This window comes from Metapseudomonas otitidis, from assembly GCF_900111835.1.
Lineage (GTDB): Bacteria > Pseudomonadota > Gammaproteobacteria > Pseudomonadales > Pseudomonadaceae > Metapseudomonas > Metapseudomonas otitidis.
The window spans coordinates 12321-27822 of the sequence record NZ_FOJP01000005.1 but is presented as its reverse complement, the minus strand read 5'-3'; the positions used below and the strand labels follow the sequence as shown (position 1 = coordinate 27822).

Sequence of the window (15502 nt, the reverse complement as noted above, 5' to 3'; positions counted from 1 at the left end):
ATGAAAGGCCCGCTCGCGTCACTGAAGATCCTCGATTTCTCCACCCTGCTGCCGGGGCCCTTCGCCTCGCTGCTGCTGGCCGACATGGGCGCCGAGGTGCTGCGCGTCGAGTCCCCCACCCGCATGGACCTGGTGCGGGTGCTGCCACCCCATGATGGCGGGCAGTCCACCAGCCACGCCTACCTGAACCGCAACAAGCGCAGCATCGCGCTGGACCTGAAGCGGCCCGAGGCGCTGGCGGTGATCCATCGCCTGGTGGCCGAGTACGACATCCTGCTGGAGCAGTTCCGCCCCGGTGTGATGGAGCGGCTGGGCCTCGGCTACGAGGCGCTGAAGGCGATCAACCCGAGGCTGATCTACGTCTCCATCACCGGCTACGGGCAGACCGGCCCCTACCGTGACCGTGCCGGGCACGACATCAACTACCTGGCCCTGGCCGGGGTGGCCAGCTACACCGGCCGTCGCGACAGCGGCCCGTTGCCGCTGGGGGTGCAACTGGCGGATATCGGGGGTGGCTCGCTGCATGGCGCCCTGGGGTTGCTGGCGGCGGTGATCCACCGGCAGGCGACGGGGGAGGGGCAGCACGTGGACGTGAGCATGACCGACTGCGCCTTCAGCCTGAACGGCATGGCCGGCGCGGGCTACCTGGGGGCTGGGGTCGAGCCGGACATGGAGAACCAGGCGCTCAACGGCGGCAGCTTCTACGACTACTACCGCACCCGCGACGGCCGCTGGTTCTCCGTTGGCAGCCTGGAGCCGCAGTTCATGGAGGCGTTCTGCGCGGCCATCGGCCGGCCGGAGCTGGCGGCCCGTGGCCTGTCACCCCGCCCCGAGGACCAGCAGGCGCTCAAGCGTGCCATCGAGATCGAGTTCGAGAAGCGCGACTTCAGCGAGTGGCAACAGGTGTTCGCCAGCCTGGATGCCTGCGTGGAGCCCATGCTGCCCCTCTCCGAGGCGGTGGAGCACCCGCAGATCCGCGCCCGTGAGCTGGTGGTGGAGGTTCCGCGCGAGGGGCAGCCGGCCCAGCGCCAGATGGCCTGTCCCATCCGTTTCTCGGCGGGGCTGCCGGCACCGCGCCACACGGGCGTGGCGTTGGGCGCGCACACCCGGGAGGTGCTGGCGGGCCTGGGGTACACCGAGGAGCAGATCGAGGCGCTGAATGCAGCCGGCGTCACCGGGCCGGCGAAGCGCTGAGGCGCTGGCCGGCGAGGGGCGTCACTTCGCGCCGGGGAGGGCGGGGGGCTTGTCCAGGAGGGTGCGCAGGTACTGCACCACGTCGGCTGCACCGGCCAGGCGCAGCCCTTCGCCCAGGGCGGTGGCCTCGGGGTTGTCCTTGGGCAGCAGCAGGAACTCGGGGGCCTTGCCCTTGCGATTCTTCAGCAGGCTGAGGCGGGCGTAGGGAATGCCCTCGCTCATCAGCAGGGCCATGAACTCGGCGTGGCTCCAGGCCTCCACAGGCATCGACAACACGTGGTAGCGGCTGTCCAGCAGGTCCAGCCCGGCGGGGAGCAGGCGGTAGGTCACCAGGTCGGCCGGCAGCGTCACTTCCATCTGCCGGCGCCGAGCGTATACGACAGCCGCAGCGAAGGCCTCGGGGTGATGGCTGCCGTGCCAGAAGACCCGGTCGCCGTACCAGCTGGCCTGGTACAGGGCCAGCCGTTCACCGGCGAGGAAGCGCGGCAGCGGCTGGCTGATGGCCTTGACGAAATCCTTGTAGCTGATGATCCGCACGTTCTTGCAGGCGGGCGTGGCGGCGTACAGCTCGAAGCTGGGGCAGGGCGGTTCCGGTTCGTCTTGCCCGTGGATCCCTTCCACCAGGCGTAGGTCGAAGTCGGACAGGTCGCGCCGTTCTTCCTCCACCAGATGCACCAGCACGGCGTGGGCCTGGGCCTTGTCTTCCTGCACCGGGCCGGAGAGTGCGTTGCGCGGCAGGTCCACCAGGCGTTGCAGCGGCGGACCGTTCTGCCACCAGATGTCCGGCTGCAGGGGGGAGAGCGGGGCGAAAGGCAGTTGCAGGCGGCTGGCCTGTTCCAGTACCTGGCGGGAGGCACGGCCCACCAGGCCCAGGCGTTGAGCCAGGGCTGCCAGGCGGGACGACAGGGTGTTCGTTGGGGACTGCGGCGAACTCATGGCCAGACAAGGACTCCCGGATCACGAAGGGGAGTTTGGCAGAGGTCGCGGATGGCTGCACGGCTTTGACGGTAACGGCAGTGATACGCTGGCGCGGTACGCCGCACAGTGCCGGCAGGTTGGATCATTTCGACGAACAACGAGGAGGCCTCCATGCCCAGCCTGGTGCTGGATATCTCACTGACCGCGGACCAGTTCCTCGCGGTCTATCAGGGCCACGCCAATCGGGTGATGGTGCGTAGCCGGGACGGGCGCAAGGTTAGCTTACCTGCGCATCATCTGCGGCCTTTTCTGACCCACGAAGGCATCCGCGGTTCCTTCGAGCTGGTGTTCGACCCGGCCAGCGGCACCCTGGAGTCGTTGCGTCGCCTCGCCTGAGTCGGGTCCGACGGCTATAATCGCCGGCCCATCCCGCCGATCGAAAACCCGCCCATGTACACCCTGGCCCGCGAGCTGCTGTTCAAACTGTCCCCGGAAACCTCCCACGAGCTGTCCATCGACCTGATCGGGGCCGGCGGACGCCTGGGCCTGAGCCGCCTGCTGACCAAGGCACCGGCCAGCCTGCCGGTGAAGGTGATGGGGCTGGAGTTCCCCAACCCCGTGGGCCTGGCTGCCGGTCTGGACAAGAACGGCGACGCCATCGACGGCTTCGCCCAGCTGGGCTTCGGTTTCGTCGAGATCGGCACCGTCACCCCCCGGCCGCAGCCGGGCAACCCCAAGCCGCGCCTGTTCCGCCTGCCCCAGGCCGAGGCGGTGATCAACCGCATGGGCTTCAACAACCACGGCGTCGACCACCTGCTGGCACGCGTGCGTGCGGCCAGGTTCGACGGCGTGCTGGGCATCAACATCGGCAAGAACTTCGACACCCCGGTCGAGCGCGCCGTCGACGACTACCTGATCTGCCTGGACAAGGTCTACGCCCACGCCAGCTATGTGACGGTCAACGTCAGCTCGCCCAACACCCCCGGCCTGCGCAGCCTGCAGTTCGGTGACTCGCTCAAGCAGTTGCTCGAAGCCCTGCGCCAGCGCCAGGAAGACCTCGCCGTACAGCACGGCCGCCGCGTGCCGCTGGCGATCAAGATCGCCCCGGACATGAGCGACGAGGAAACCGCCCTGGTGGCCAGCGCGCTGGTGGAGTCGGGCATGGATGCGGTGATCGCCACCAACACCACCCTCGGTCGCGAAGGCGTCGAGGGCCTGGAGCATGGCGACGAAGCCGGCGGCCTGTCGGGCGCGCCAGTGCGGGAGAAGAGCACCCACACCGTGAAGGTGCTGGCGGCGGAACTGGGCGGGCGCCTGCCGATCATCGCCGTGGGCGGGATCACCGAAGGCCGTCACGCCGCCGAGAAGATCGCTGCCGGCGCAAGCCTGGTGCAGATCTACTCGGGCTTCATCTACAAGGGGCCGGCGCTCATCCGTGAATCGGTGGACGCCATCGCCGCGCTGCCGGGATTCGGCAAGGGGCGCTGAAATGAAAAGGGCTCCCGCTTGGGAGCCCCTGGGCTTGCGCCCGCCGCCCGGATGGGGCGTGCTTGGTGAAATCGGTCAGGTCCGAGGTATCAGCCTACGGCGTGGAGTTGATTGAGTCGGTGAATGCCGGCCGTGCCGGTAAAGCCATCCCAGTGGTCGCCGCGGCCCTCCCGCCAGCCGTTGATCCAGGCTTGGCGAGTGGTGGGATGGGTGAAAGGACAAAGGTCGCGGGATTTGCCATGAATGCCGTGCTGATAACCGCGCAGGAATGCTCGTTCCATCGGATCACGCTTAAGTCTTCTCATAGGGTGTAGCCCTCATTTGTTGACTGTTATGTCCCATGGCCCGGGTGCCGGGCCTGGCAGGTCTGGCCTGCCTTCGGGGAGGCGCTGCCGGCGTGGCGCTCCCCTCGTCCGCTGCCGTTGCGGTAGCGGATTAAGCTGTGTTCTAACCCTTGCTCCGGGGCATTGGAATGATCGTTTTGTCATAAGGACGTAACGAACATGGGCTCCGGACCATAAGCCGGAGGGGCTGTTTTTCGCCCGTCGGCGCCCTGTGCCCCCTGTGGCGCGGCCTTGCGCGAAGTTGATGTCGAGGTGCCATGAAGGCCTCGCGCTTGAGAATGAGAATTCTCCAATCCGACGAAGGGACGTTCTGCGACCTTCAGTCACATAATTCTTTGAGGTGTGGAGACATTTCCGCGCCGTTGATCAGCCGAAAGGCATTGGAACTAGCATGTCGGACCGTTACGAACTCTTCCTCACCTGCCCGAAAAGCCTGGAAGGGCTGTTGCTGGAGGAAGCCAGCCAGCTCGGCCTGGAGGAGCCCCGCGAGCAGGTCGCTGCCATTCGTGGCCACGGCAGCCTGGAAACGGCCTATCGGCTGTGCCTCTGGTCACGCCTGGCCAACCGCGTGCTGCTGGTGCTGGCGCGCTTCCCGGTGAGCAATGCTGACGACCTCTACGAGGGCGTCAAGGCCGTGGACTGGCATGACCACCTGGCCGCCGACGGCAGCCTGGCGGTAGAGTTCAGCGGCCACGGCGCCGGCATCGACAACACTCACTTCGGCGCCCTCAAGGTGAAGGACGCCGTGGTCGACCGCCTGCGCACCAGCACCGGTCAGCGCCCCTCGGTGGACAAGCAGAACCCCGACGTGCGCCTGCACCTGCGCCTGGAGAAGGGCGAGGCGATCCTCTCCCTCGACCTCGCCGGCCACAGCCTGCACCAGCGCGGCTACCGCCTGCAGCAGGGCGCGGCGCCGCTGAAGGAGAACCTCGCCTCGGCGATCCTGATCCGCGCCGGCTGGCCGCGCATCGCTGCCGAGGGCGGCGCCCTGGCCGACCCCATGTGCGGTGTCGGCACCTTCCTGGTGGAAGCGGCGATGATGGCTGCCGACGTCGCCCCCAACCTCAAGCGCGAGCGCTGGGGCTTCTCCAACTGGCTCGGTCACGTACCGGCGATCTGGCGCAAGCTGCACGACGAGGCCCAGGCCCGTGCCGACGCCGGCCTGGCCCGCCCGCCGCTGTGGATCCGTGGCTACGAGGCCGACCCCCGGCTGATCCAGCCGGCCCGCAACAACATCGAGCGTGCCGGGCTGGGCGCCTGGGTGAAGATTTACCAGGGCGAGCTGGCCACCTTCGAACCGCGCCCGGACCAGAACCAGAAGGGCCTGGTCATCAGCAACCCGCCCTACGGCGAACGCCTCGGTGACGAAGCCAGCCTGCTCTACCTCTACCAGAACCTCGGCGAGCGCCTGCGCCAGGCCTGCATGGGCTGGGAAGCCGCGGTATTCACCGGCGCGCCCGAGCTGGGCAAGCGCATGGGCATCCGCAGCCACAAGCAGTACGCCTTCTGGAACGGCGCGCTACCCTGCAAGCTGCTGCTGATCAAGGTGCTGCCCGAGCAGTTCGTCACCGGCTCGCGCCGCCAGGATTCCACCGCCGAGGCAGAGCCGGGCGTGGCCCCGGCCGCAGAGCCGGCACGCCTGTCCGAGGGCGGGCAGATGTTCGCCAACCGCCTGCAGAAGAACCTCAAGCAGCTGGGCAAGTGGGCGCGCAAGGAAGGCATCCAGTGCTACCGCCTGTATGACGCCGACATGCCCGAGTACGCCCTGGCCGTCGACCTCTATGGTGACTGGGTGCACGTGCAGGAATACGCCCCGCCGCGCTCCATTGACCCGGAGAAGGCCCAGGCCCGCCTGCTGGACGCCCTTGCGGCGATTCCCCAGGCCCTGCAGATCGACCCGTCCCGCGTGGTGGTCAAGCGCCGCGAGCGGCAGACCGGCACCCGCCAGTACGAGCGCCAGGGCGCCGAAGGGCGCTTCATGGAGGTGAACGAAGGTGGCGTGAAGCTGCTGGTCAACCTCACCGACTACCTGGACACCGGCCTGTTCCTCGACCACCGTCCCATGCGCCTGCGCATCCAGCGCGAGGCGGCGGGCAAGCGCTTCCTCAACCTGTTCTGCTACACCGCCACCGCCACCGTGCATGCCGCCAAGGGCGGTGCCCGCAGCACCACCAGCGTCGACCTCTCCAAGACCTACCTGGACTGGGCGCGGCGCAACCTCTCGCTGAACGGCTTCTCCGACAAGCAACGGCTGCAGCAGGGCGACGTGATGGCCTGGCTGGAGGAGGATCGCGGCGAGTACGACCTGATCTTCATCGACCCGCCGACCTTCTCCAACTCCAAGCGCATGGAAGGGGTGTTCGACGTCCAGCGCGACCATGTGCACCTGCTCGATCTGGCCATGGCCCGCCTGGCGCCTGGCGGGGTGCTCTACTTCTCCAACAACTTCCGCAAGTTCCAGCTGGATGAAGCCCTGGGCGCCCGTTACCAGGTCAGCGAGATCAGCGCCGAAACCATCGACCCGGACTTCGCCCGCAACGGCAAGATCCACCGAGCCTGGCGCCTGACCGCCCGTTGAGCACCGTCCGTCCCCGCCCGTAAGGGCGGGGCGGAACTTTTCCCGACGGCGCTAGGCAAAATGCCAGCATCCCGCTAGGTTTGTGATCACAGGGACGTCTTTTCCATCACGAACCGAGGCTCGAGCATGGCTACGCCTGCCCAGTCAATCACGTCCCCTTCCTTCCCCGCAGGCAACCGCGGTCTGCTCCTGCTCATCTGTGTACTGGTGATCGGTATCGGCCTGGGGTTCACCGTCCTGCTTGGTCGAGCCGTGCACGACTCCGAGGAGCACCAGCTGCGGGAGCGCTTCGCCCAGGTCGCCAACGAGCGCATCAGCAGGGTCGAGGAGCGCCTCAACGGGCAACTGAAGGAGCTGGATGCGCTGCAGCGTTTCGTCGCCAACTCGCCCCGCCTCGACCTGCAGCGCTACCGGCGCTTCGTCGAGCCGATGCTGCTGGACACGCTGGCGTACTACTGGGTACCGCGGGTGGACGCCGGCCAGCGCGACCGCTACGAGAGCACGGCGCGCCACGAGGGATTGGCGGACTTCCGCATCCATGACCTGGAAGGGGCCAGCCCCGCCCGCGACTACTACCTGCCGCTCTTCTATGGAGCGGCCCGCCGCAACAGCGAGCTGCCCATCGGCCTGGACATGCGCGCCTTGCCCGAGCGCCAGGCCCTGCTGAACAAGGCCGAGGTGGAGCGGCAGGTGACGGTGTCCGGCCTGGTCCGGGTCTATGGCATGCCGGACAACATCCACGAAGGCGTCCTGATCGTCGCCCCGGTGCTTGGGCGGGCGGAGGAGCCACTGCCCGGTTTCGTCGTCGCCATCGTGAGCCTGCGCCAGGAGCTGGAAGACGGCCTGCCGAGCGAAATGCTCGCCAATATGCCCACGCGGCTCGACGACATCACCGACCCGGTTCGTCCGCAACGCCTCTACCAGAGCCATTCCGTCGCCGACGACAGCGAGCTGGTGCTGGAACGTACCCTGGCCTTCGGTGACCGGACCTACCGCCTTGAGGTACGGCCCAGCCCGAAGTTTCTCGCCGACAACCGCACCACCTCCTGGCACCTGGTGCTGGGCACCGGCATCGCCCTCAGCCTGATGCTGGGCGGCTACGTCCTGCTGCTCATCAGCCAGCGCCAGCGGGCCCTGCGCCTGGTGGCCGAGCGCACCGCCGAGCTGCGCCAGCGCGAACTGCAGCTCAAGCTCAGCGAGGAGCGCTGGAGCTTCGCCCTGGACGGCGCCGGCCACGGCGTCTGGGACTGGGAGCCGGACAGCGGGCGGATGTTCTTCTCTCCGGCCTGGAAGACCATGCTCGGCTACCTGCCCGGCGAGCTGGAGGACAGCCTCGACACCGCGCTCGGGCTGCGTCACCCCGATGACCTGCAGGGCTCGCGGGAGGCGCTGCGGCGCTACCTGAACGGCGAGGTCGACGTCTACCGCAGCGAGCACCGCATGCGTCGCAAGGACGGCAGCTGGGCCTGGGTGCTGGAGCGCGGCCAGGTGGTGGAGATCAATGACGATGGCTCGCCGCTGCGGCTGATCGGCACCCAGACCGACATCAGCGAGAGCAAGGCGGTGGAGCTGCAACTGGCCCTGGCCAACGGCAACCTGCGCAGCCTGCTGGACGCGGCGACCGAGGTGTCGATCATCGCCACCGACCTGGAGGGCTACATCCTCCAGTACAACGCCGGTGCCGAGCGCATGTTCGGCTACAGCGCCGAGGAGATGCTCGGCACCCGTCCCCGCACCCTGCACCTGGAAAGCGAGGTGCGCGAACGCTGCGCGGCCCTGGCCCAGCGCCTCGGCCGCCCGGTGCCCGACTTCCACCGCTATGTGGTGGAGGTGACCGCCGGGCGCTGCTACGACGAACACGAGTGGACCTACGTGCGCAAGGACGGCAGCCAGTTGATCGGCAACCTGATCCTCACCGAGGTGCGCAACGAGGCGGGCGAGTTGATCGGCTTCCTCGGCATTTCCACCGACATCACCGAGCGCAAGCGTGTGCAGCAGGCCCTGGAAGAGCGCGACCGCCTGCTGGAGAAGCTCAGCGCGCGGGTACCGGGTGCGATCTACCAGTACCAGCTGATGCCCGACGGCTCCAGCCGTTTCCCCTACGTCAGCGCCGGCATCCACGACCTGGTGGAGATGAACGCGCCCGAGGTCCGGCAGGATGGCGAACGGGTGTTCCAGCGTGTGCACCCGGAAGACCTCGAACGGGTGCAGGGCAGCATCCTCGCCTCCGCCCAGACCCTGGAGACCTGGCGCGAGGACTTCCGCGTGCTCCTGCCGCAGAAGGGTGTGCGCTGGCTGCGCGGCGAATCGGTGCCCGAGCGCATGCCCGACGGCAGCGTGCTCTGGCATGGCTACATCTCCGACATCACCGGCCACAAGCTGGTGGAGCAGGAGCTGCGCACCCTGTCCATCACCGACGCACTCACCGGCGTCTACAACCGCCGGCACTTCCAGGAGCGCCTGGAGGTGGAGATCGCCCGCGCCCAGCGCAGCGAAGGGCCGCTGTCGGTGCTGATGTTCGACATCGACCACTTCAAGCAGGTCAACGACCGCTTCGGCCACGAAGCCGGCGACCGGGTGCTCAAGGCCATCTGCCAGCGGGTCGGCGAGCGGCTGCGGCGCATCGACGTGTTCTGCCGCCTGGGGGGCGAGGAATTCATCGTCATCTGCCCCAACACCGGCGAGTCCCAGGTCCAGGTCCTGGCCGATGCGCTGTGGAACACGCTGTCGAAGGAGGCGTTGCCGGAGGTGGGTGTGGTCACTGCCAGCTTCGGGCTGGCCTGCTGGCGGGAGGGGGAGCTGGCCGACGACCTGCTGCGGCGGGTCGACGAGGCGGTCTACGCCGCCAAGCAGGCCGGACGCAACCGCGTCTGCGTCGCGGCCTGAATGCGGCCCCGGGTGGGGCCGCCATTCAACTTCAGCGGGCGCCGCCCTTGGACTGGTGCAGGTCCAGCAGCACCTGATCGAGGATCGACGAGGCGCCCCAGGGGCGCGGGTCGTTGAGGATCGCCACCACGGCCCAGGTGTTGCCCGCGCCGTCGCGGCTGAAGCCGGCAATGGCCCGTACCGTGTTCAGCGTCCCGGTCTTGATGTGGGCTTCGCCGGCCATGGGGGTGCGGCGCAGGCGCTTGCGCATGGTGCCGTCCATCGCCACCAGCGGCAGCGAGGCGATGTACTCGGCGGCGTAGGGGCTCTGCCAGGCCGCGTGGAGGATGGTGGCCATCTCCCGCGCGCTGACCCGCTCGTTGCGCGACAGGCCCGAGCCGTTCTCCATCACCAGGTGCGGGGCGGTGATGCCCTTCTGCGCCAGCCACTTGCGGATGACCCGTTGCGCCGCCTTGGCATCGTCACCATCGGCGTCGGTGCGGAACTGCGCGCCGATGCTGAGGAACAGCTGCTGGGCCATGGTGTTGTTGCTGTACTTGTTGATGTCCCGAATGATCTCCACCAGGTCCGGGGAGAAGGCGCGGGCCAGCAGCTTGGCGTCCTTGGGCACGTCGGCCTGGCGGTCCTTGCCGAGGATCGAGCCGCCCAGCTCCTTCCAGATGGCGCGCACGGCACCGGCGGCGTAGGCCGGGTGGTCGAGGATCGACAGGTAGGTCTGGGCGCTGCAGCCTTCCGGCAGCTGGCCGGTGGCGATCACCGTGGTGCCGTCGAACTGGGTCACCGGGTTGTAGCGCACGTCGGGGAAGGCTGGGCAGGGCGCGGCCTTGGTCACCTTGATCTGGTTGTCCAGGCGGATGCTCTCGATGGGCGGCTCGGCCGCCAGGGTCACGCGGCCCCCATCGGCGCGGGCGACGAAGCGCAGGGCCTTGAGGTTGACCAGCAGCGAATCCGGGCCCACCAGGAAGGGCTTGTTGTCGTCGCCGCCGTCGTCGTTGAACGCCGGCAACTGCGGGTGGACGAAGCGGCTGCGGTCCAGCACCAGGTCACCGGTGACCTTCAGCACGCCGTTGGCGCGCAGGTCGCGCATCATCAGCCACAGCTTCTCCATGTTCAGCTTCGGGTCGCCACCGCCCTTGAGGTAGAGGTTGCCGTTGAGCACCCCGTCCTTGAGCGTGCCGTCGGTGTAGAACTCGGTCTTCCACTGGTAGGTGGGGCCCAGCAGCTCCAGGGCGGCGTAGGTGGTGATCAGCTTCATGGTGGAGGCCGGGTTCACCGACACGTCCGCATTGAAGATGGTCTGGGCGCCCGGGCCGGTCAGCGGCAGGGTCACCAGCGACAGGGAGGAGGGGGCGATCTTGTTCTTCTTCAGGGCCTGCTGGACCTTCGGCGTGAGGGTCGCATTGACCTGGACGGCCTGGGCCGGCAGGGCGAGGGGTAGGAGCAGGCCGGCGAAGGCGAGTGGGCGAAGGGTCTTGAACAGGGACATCAACGACGATCCTCCAGGCGGAGGCGGACAACGGGGTCATGCATGGCTGGGGGTTCCCGCGGTGGTTTGGGGAAAATGCGCGCATTATGCCGCAAGCAACCGCCGGGCGCAGGGCCCCATGCGGCACGGGCCAAGCGGCGCCGAACCTGCTAGAGTGCGCGCCTTGAAAACCTCTGAGGACTGCCTGATGGCCAAGAACCGCTCCCGTCGCCTGCGTAAGAAGCTCTGTGTGGATGAATTCCAGGAGCTGGGCTGCGAACTCAGCCTGACCTACAAGGAAGGCCTGGACCTCAACGCGCTGCAGGACTTCCTGGATGCCTTCATCGTCGAAGCCATCGATGGCAACGGCCTGGGCTACGTCGGTGGCGAAGACTACGGCTTCGTCTGCCTGGCCAAGCGTGGCTCGGTCAACGAAGAGCAGCGCACCGCCCTGGAAGCCTGGCTCAAGGGCCGCAGCGAACTGGCCGAGTTCAACCTCAGCCCGCTGGTCGACGTGTGGTACCCCGAGAACGCGATCAACGCCCAGTAAGCAGTTGACGTGACTCGGAAAAAAGGCGCCCCAGGGCGCCTTTTTTCATGCTCGCAGGAAGGCCGCAGTGGCTATGACGGGTTCTCCGTCACCCCCGCCCGCTGCAGCAGCTGTGCCTCGTCCACCGCATCCACCTGCTCGGGCCGCAGGAAGCGTTCGGCGTAGTCCCGGTACACGCCGCTGCGGATGAACAGCCCGAACAGCTCGGTGTCGATGTGCGCGCCCTTGCACATGCCGGCCATGATCCCCAGCGCCTCGGAGAGGGTCTTGCCCTTCTTGTAGGGGCGGTCCACGGCGGTCAGCGCCTCGAAGATGTCGGCGATGGCCATCATCCGCGCCGGCAGGCTCATCTGCTCGCGGGCCAGGCGCTTGGGATAGCCGGTGCCGTCCATCTTCTCGTGGTGCCCGCCAGCGATCTCCGCCACGTTCTTCAGGTGCGGCGGGAAGGGCAGGCGGCTGAGCATCAGGATGGTCTGCACGATGTGGTGGTTGATGATGTAGCGCTCCTCCGCCGTCAGCGTGCCGCGTGCGATGGCGAGGTTGTGCAGTTCGCCTCGGTTGAACTTGTGTTCCGGCACGTCGAGACGGAATCCCCACGGATTGTCCGCCGCCATGCGTTCGCCCTCGGGGCGCTCCAGCAGGTGCTCGGGACGGTCCGCCAGCAGCGGCTCCTCCGCCGGCAGGGGGCGTGGCGACGTGCGGGCCTGGCGCTGGGCCTCTTCCCAGGACACCCCCAGGCGGTCGTCCAGGGTGCGCAGCCAGGTGCGCCCGGCAATGGCGTGCAGCCGCTGCTGGTCCGCCTCGGCCATGAACTCCCCGCCCAGGTTGCAGCGGGCGATGAAGGCGAATTCGTCATCCAGGGTGGCCAGCAGCGCGTCCCGCTGCGCCGCCAGCACAGCCTCATCGGCTCCTTCTGCACGGGCCCGCCAGTAGGTGATCCAGGCATCGCGCTTGAGCACCTCGAAGCGCATCCGCACTTCATGGATACGGTCGTAGAGGGTTTCCAGCTTGGTGGCCTTGTCCACCACGTACTCGGGGGTGGTGACCTTGCCGCAGTCGTGCAGCCAGGCGGCGATGTGCAGGGCCTCCCAGTCCTCGTCGCTGGGGTTGTAGTCGCGGAAGGGGCCGTCGTCGCTCTCGGCAGCGGCACGGGCCAGGGCCAGGGTGATCTCCGGGACGCGCTGGCAGTGGCCACCGGTGTAGGGGCTCTTGGCGTCGATGGCGCCGGCGATCAGCTGGATGAACGCATCCAGCAGCTGCTTCTGCCGTTCCAGCAGGCGCTGGCTTTCGATGCACAGCGCCGCCACGCCGGACAGGGCCTCGACGAAGGCGATGCGTTCCGGCCGCAGCATCGCGGGGTTGGCCTCGCCGCCGGTGTCGCGCTGCAGCAGCACCAGCAAGCCGATGGTGTCACCCTGGCGGTTGTGCAGGCCGGTGCCCATCAGGTGGGCGCGCGGCGTGCCCAGGGCGTTCAGCAGCGGCCCCAGTTCGCCAGCCTGGTCGTAGCCGAGCGACTGGGCGAGGGTCGCGCCGCCGTTGGCGGGCTGGCGGATCCAGGCGGGGAGGGCGGGGTCGTTCATGTCCCGTGCGGCCAGGCCGAGCTCCGAGGGCTGCCGCTGCTGGCCGTCGAGGAACAGGGCCTGGGGTTCGAGCCGCCCCTGTTCGGCGTCCAGCAGGTAGAGGATGCCGCCGGCGGATTCGCTGATCTCCACGGTCTCGTCGAGGACCCGGCTCAGCAACGCATCGAAGCGCTTCTCCGCCGAGAGGCTGGCGGTGATGTCGAGGAAGCTGCCCAGGGTGACCTTCATCTTCTCCATCGCCACGGCCAACTGGTCCACCTCCAGCACCGGCGAGCGGCCGAGCGCGGGCATATCGAAGTCGAAGCGACGGATGGCCTCGGCTTCCACCACCAGCGCCCGCAAGGGCTTCACCAGGATGCGCGACAGCAGCCAGCCGACCGGGATGCACAGGATGAGGATGACCAGGGTGAGCACGCCGCCCTGCCAGCGGATGCGGTAGGCATCGGCCAGCAGCTCGTCCTCGGGGGCCAGCAGGGCCAGGTAGAGCCCCTTGGGGCCGCCGGCCTGCAGGTGCTGGCGGGAAACCACCCATTGCCGTCCCGCCAGTTTCAGGGTGGTGCGCAGGTCGTCTTGCTCGCTGCGGTCGAGCAGCGCGGCGATGGCTGGGTCCAGGTCGCGGGCCATGGTCAGGCGCGGCTTGTCGTCGATGCGGGTGATCAGGCGCGTGCTGTCGGGGTAGGCCACCGCCTCGCCGCCGGGTGCGAACAGCACCACCTGGGTGCCGGGGGTGACCCGGTGCGCCGCCAGGGTGGCGGAGAGGTCGGCCAGGGTCAGGTCGGCGCCGATCACCGAATCCTCGCCCGCCGGCAGGGCCAGGGTGGTGCCCACCGCGCCGCTGGAGAAGAACACATAGGGCGCGGTGGCGATATGGCCACCCTGCTCCAGGGCGGTGTTGAACCAGGGGCGGCTGCGTGGATCGTAGCGCTCGTTGAGGTCCTGCCGACGGCTGATCACCGCCAGGTTGTCGTCGAGGAAGGTCGACTCGGACTGCGCGCGGGACAGGTTGTTGCGCTCGATGCTCCAGACCTGGAAGGCCGCGCCAGGCGGGGCATCGAAGCGCTTCTTCAGAGCTTCGGTGCGCAGCGGGCGGACCATGAGGAAGTCACCGTCGTCGTACCCCTGGTAGAGGGCGGCCAGCTTGGGGTGGTCGCGCAGGGCCTGGACGAAGGGCCTGAGCAGGCGTTCCTGGCGCTGCCAGGCGGGGTCCTGTGCGCTGCCTGGCGTCAGGGCCATCAGGTTGAGCAGGGTGTCGATGGGACGGTAGGTGCCCTCCAGGTCCGCCTCCACCTGCTGGCTGATTTTCCCGAACAGCGCGTCGCTGCTGGACAGGATGATCTGCGTGGCCTGCCGGTAGTTGAAGACCCCGAGGATCACCCCGGAGATCAGCAGGAGCAGCGTGAACAGCAGGCTGATGTGGACATGCAACGGAAATCGACGTTCGAGCGACCTTGGCATTGCCGAAGCTCCTGATCCCTGTTTGGGGCGCGCTTGCAGCATAGATGAGGCCTGGGGAAGGCGCCGGGGCCGTCGCGGAATAGACCGCTTTGCCTGGGCAGTGACGGCTGCCGGGGGATATGGCCGAACGGAGAAGCACAGGCGGAGTGATCGCGCATCTGCTTCCAGTGGTAGCGAGAGCTGGGAATAAGAGGGGAAAAGACGGGTTTGGGCCCTGATGCTGCGGTTAGAAGGTAGGACTAATCCTAAGGTTCTGACAGCTGCGTCCTTAATCCATGCGATCCACCCCATCGACGCTCGACAGGCCTCCCCTCATCTCTATCTTGGCGAAACCCGTACACCCTCAAGGGAGATAAAAAGGTGAGCAAATTGGTAGACCTGGATGAGTTCCTGCGCATGGGCAGCGAAGCACCGAGCAAGGTGCTGATCGTCGACGACCACCCCGTGATCCGACTGGCCGTGCGCCTGCTGCTCAACCGCGAGGGGTATGAAGTGATCGCCGAGACCGACAACGGCGTCGATGCCATCGCCCTGGCCCGCGAACACGTGCCGGACCTCATCATCCTCGACATCGGCATCCCCAAGCTCGGCGGCCTCGACGTCATCGCCCGCCTCAGTTCGCTGGAGCTGCCGCTGCGCATCCTCGTGCTGACCGGGCAAAACCCCAGCCACTACGCCGCCCGCTGCATGCAGGCCGGCGCTGCCGGTTTCGTCTGCAAGGAAGGCGACCTGGGCGAACTGGCTTCGTCCGTGCGCGCGGTGCTCTCGGGCTACAGCTACTTCCCCAGCGACGTGATCCGTTCTGGCAAGCGCCAGGTCGGTGTACCCGACGAGCAGGAGCTGATCAGCCGCCTCTCCGACCGCGAGCTGGTGGTGCTCAAGTACCTGGCCAATGGCTACAGCAACAAACGCATCGCCGACGAGATGTTCATCAGCAACAAGACCGTCAGTACCTACAAGTCCCGCCTGCTGCTCAAGCTCAACGCCCGCTCGCTGATCGAGTTGGTGGAGTTCGCCAATCGCAACGCGCTGGTCTGAGCGCAT

Annotated in this window: 11 protein-coding genes; 7 read left to right on the top strand and 4 right to left on the bottom strand. The window is 67.7% G+C overall.

Annotation, left to right across the window (positions count from 1 at the left end; all coding sequences use genetic code 11):
• The gene (locus tag BM198_RS07350; protein ID WP_074968922.1) at positions 1-1194 is read left to right on the top strand and encodes a CaiB/BaiF CoA transferase family protein; all 1194 of its coding nucleotides are present in this window, start codon (positions 1-3) and stop codon (positions 1192-1194) included.
• A gap of 21 nt (positions 1195-1215) precedes the next feature.
• Here the strand turns inward: BM198_RS07350 and BM198_RS07345 are convergent, their stop codons facing one another.
• The gene (locus BM198_RS07345) at positions 1216-2130 is read right to left on the bottom strand and encodes a DUF6685 family protein (RefSeq protein WP_044406120.1); all 915 of its coding nucleotides are present in this window, start codon (positions 2128-2130) and stop codon (positions 1216-1218) included.
• 153 nt (positions 2131-2283) lie between these two features.
• Between BM198_RS07345 and BM198_RS29540 the strand changes: the two genes are divergently transcribed.
• A complete protein-coding gene (locus tag BM198_RS29540; RefSeq protein ID WP_044406117.1) occupies positions 2284-2508 on the top strand; it encodes a DUF2835 domain-containing protein in 225 nt (74 codons plus the stop codon).
• Positions 2509-2562: 54 nt separating this feature from the next.
• Entirely contained in the window at positions 2563-3600 is a 1038-nt protein-coding gene (locus BM198_RS07340) for a quinone-dependent dihydroorotate dehydrogenase (RefSeq protein WP_139233581.1), read from the top strand.
• Positions 3601-3689: 89 nt separating this feature from the next.
• Here BM198_RS07340 and rmf read toward each other — a convergent pair whose 3' ends face one another.
• Complete coding sequence (gene rmf / locus BM198_RS07335) at positions 3690-3905, bottom strand: ribosome modulation factor (protein WP_074968920.1); 216 nt, start codon at positions 3903-3905, stop codon at positions 3690-3692.
• 430 nt (positions 3906-4335) lie between these two features.
• On the opposite strand from rmf, the gene rlmKL reads away from it, so the two are divergent.
• Together rlmKL and BM198_RS07325 are read left to right on the top strand one after the other, a co-directional pair.
• Positions 4336-6522, top strand: a complete 2187-nt coding sequence (gene rlmKL, locus BM198_RS07330) for a bifunctional 23S rRNA (guanine(2069)-N(7))-methyltransferase RlmK/23S rRNA (guanine(2445)-N(2))-methyltransferase RlmL (RefSeq protein ID WP_074968918.1) — start codon at positions 4336-4338, stop codon at positions 6520-6522.
• 126 nt (positions 6523-6648) lie between these two features.
• Complete coding sequence (locus BM198_RS07325) at positions 6649-9408, top strand: diguanylate cyclase (protein WP_074968916.1); 2760 nt, start codon at positions 6649-6651, stop codon at positions 9406-9408.
• 31 nt (positions 9409-9439) lie between these two features.
• Here BM198_RS07325 and dacB read toward each other — a convergent pair whose 3' ends face one another.
• Positions 9440-10888 carry a D-alanyl-D-alanine carboxypeptidase/D-alanyl-D-alanine endopeptidase gene (dacB, locus tag BM198_RS07320; protein WP_074969251.1) on the bottom strand — a complete coding sequence of 483 codons (1449 nt, stop codon included), beginning with the start codon at positions 10886-10888 and terminating at the stop codon, positions 9440-9442.
• 193 nt (positions 10889-11081) lie between these two features.
• Here dacB and BM198_RS07315 point away from each other — a divergent pair, with 193 nt between their 5' ends.
• Positions 11082-11423, top strand: coding sequence for a YggL 50S ribosome-binding family protein (locus BM198_RS07315; protein ID WP_044406107.1), 342 nt, complete (start codon positions 11082-11084; stop codon positions 11421-11423).
• 71 nt (positions 11424-11494) lie between these two features.
• Here BM198_RS07315 and BM198_RS07310 read toward each other — a convergent pair whose 3' ends face one another.
• Positions 11495-14458, bottom strand: a complete 2964-nt coding sequence (locus BM198_RS07310; RefSeq protein ID WP_074968914.1) for an HD domain-containing phosphohydrolase — start codon at positions 14456-14458, stop codon at positions 11495-11497.
• A gap of 396 nt (positions 14459-14854) precedes the next feature.
• Between BM198_RS07310 and BM198_RS07305 the strand changes: the two genes are divergently transcribed.
• A complete protein-coding gene (locus BM198_RS07305; RefSeq protein ID WP_044406209.1) occupies positions 14855-15496 on the top strand; it encodes a response regulator transcription factor in 642 nt (213 codons plus the stop codon).
• Positions 15497-15502 lie beyond the last annotated feature (6 nt).

Coding starts and splice junctions, on each gene's coding strand:
- BM198_RS07315 (WP_044406107.1), top strand. CDS start 11,082: ATGGCCAAGAACCGCTCCCGTCGCCTGCGTAAGAAGCTCTGTGTGGAT.
- BM198_RS07350 (WP_074968922.1), top strand. CDS start 1: ATGAAAGGCCCGCTCGCGTCACTGAAGATCCTCGATTTCTCCACCCTG.
- BM198_RS29540 (WP_044406117.1), top strand. CDS start 2,284: ATGCCCAGCCTGGTGCTGGATATCTCACTGACCGCGGACCAGTTCCTC.
- BM198_RS07305 (WP_044406209.1), top strand. CDS start 14,855: ATGGGCAGCGAAGCACCGAGCAAGGTGCTGATCGTCGACGACCACCCC.
- rlmKL (WP_074968918.1), top strand. CDS start 4,336: ATGTCGGACCGTTACGAACTCTTCCTCACCTGCCCGAAAAGCCTGGAA.
- rmf (WP_074968920.1), bottom strand. CDS start 3,905: ATGAGAAGACTTAAGCGTGATCCGATGGAACGAGCATTCCTGCGCGGT.
- BM198_RS07340 (WP_139233581.1), top strand. CDS start 2,563: ATGTACACCCTGGCCCGCGAGCTGCTGTTCAAACTGTCCCCGGAAACC.
- BM198_RS07325 (WP_074968916.1), top strand. CDS start 6,649: ATGGCTACGCCTGCCCAGTCAATCACGTCCCCTTCCTTCCCCGCAGGC.
- BM198_RS07310 (WP_074968914.1), bottom strand. CDS start 14,458: ATGCCAAGGTCGCTCGAACGTCGATTTCCGTTGCATGTCCACATCAGC.
- BM198_RS07345 (WP_044406120.1), bottom strand. CDS start 2,130: ATGAGTTCGCCGCAGTCCCCAACGAACACCCTGTCGTCCCGCCTGGCA.